Source organism: Azospirillum formosense (genome assembly GCF_013340925.1).
Classification (GTDB): domain Bacteria; phylum Pseudomonadota; class Alphaproteobacteria; order Azospirillales; family Azospirillaceae; genus Azospirillum; species Azospirillum formosense.
In genome coordinates this window covers 1-1,251 of sequence record NZ_WHOR01000506.1, presented here as the reverse complement: position 1 = coordinate 1,251, position 1,251 = coordinate 1, and the positions used below count along the sequence as shown (strand labels likewise).

Here is a 1,251-nt window from a genome sequence, read left to right as displayed (position 1 = left end):
GACTACGAGACGCTGCGGGCGATCAACCCGCGCATCGTCCTGGCCTCCATCTCCGGCTTCGGGCAGACCGGCCCGTACCGCGACCGCGGCGGCTTCGACCAGATCGCCCAGGGCATGGGCGGGCTGATGTGGCTCACCGGGCTGCCCGGCCAGGGGCCGGTGCGCGCCGGCGTCGCCATCGCCGACAGCGCCTCCGGCCTCTACGCCGTCGTCGGCATCCTGATCGCGCTGGCCGAGCGCGGAGACTCCGGTGAGGGGCAGTGGGTGCAGACGTCGCTGCTGCAGAGCCAGATCGCCCTGCTCGATTTCCAAGCCGCCCGCTACCTCGTCGACGGCGTGGTGCCGGAGCAGGCGGGCAACGACCACCCCACCTCGACGCCCATGGGTCTGTACCGGACGGCGGACGGCTTCATCAACATCGGCGCCTCCGGCGAGGATCTGTGGCGCCGCCTGTGCCGCGCCATCGGGCATCCGGCCCTCGCCGAGCGGCCCGAATTCCGCAGCGAACCCGACCGTCTGGCCAACCGGCCGCGGCTCAACGCCGAACTCGGCGCCATCCTGGCGGGGCGCCCGTCGCGCGAGTGGCTGGACGCCTTCACCGCGCATGGCGTGCCGGCCGGGCCGGTCAACCGGATGGACGAGGTGTTCGCCGACCCGCAGGTCGAGCATCTGGGCATGGCGGTGCCGGTGCAGCACCCCCGCCGCGGCGCCATCCGGCTGGTCGGCCAGCCGGTGGTGCTGTCGCGCACCCCGGCCGGCATCGCCGCCCCCACGCCGGAGGCCGGGGCGCACACCGACGACATCCTCGGCGGCCTCGGCTACACGCCGCAGGAGGTCGCCGATTTCCGCAGCCGGCGGGTGATCTGATGGATGGGCCGTCGCTCCGCTACCGGACCACCGGCCCGGTCGCCCGGCTGACCATCGACAACCCGGCGCGCCGCAACGCCATGACGCTCGACATGTGGTCGGCGCTGCCCGATCTGGTGCGCCGCGCCGAGGCGGACCCGGAGGTGCGCGTCATCCTGCTGCGCGGGGCCGGCGACGCCGCCTTCTGCGCCGGGGCCGACATCTCGCAATTCTCCGAGAAGCGCAGCGGCGAGGCCGAGGGGCGGGTCTACGACGCCGCGGGCGAGGCGGCGCCAGGGGCGCCGGTTCCCGCCCGGCAGCCGGCCGGCGCCCATGGCCGGGGCCCCTGCCTCGGCGGCCGAGGCCGCCGCGCCCTCGGCCGGGGCCTCCCCGCCGCCGCCGCGG

General features: G+C 75.8%; 2 protein-coding genes. Both read left to right on the top strand.

The annotated features are described in order from the left end of the window. The coding region (locus GBZ26_RS29450) for a CaiB/BaiF CoA transferase family protein (protein ID WP_174441813.1) at positions 1 to 867 on the top strand (867 nt) is incomplete at its 5' end. Then, positions 867 to 1,251, top strand: a 385-nt coding sequence (locus tag GBZ26_RS29445; protein WP_174441812.1) for an enoyl-CoA hydratase/isomerase family protein, incomplete at its 3' end; no start/stop codon positions are given. The genes GBZ26_RS29450 and GBZ26_RS29445, both read left to right, overlap by 1 nt.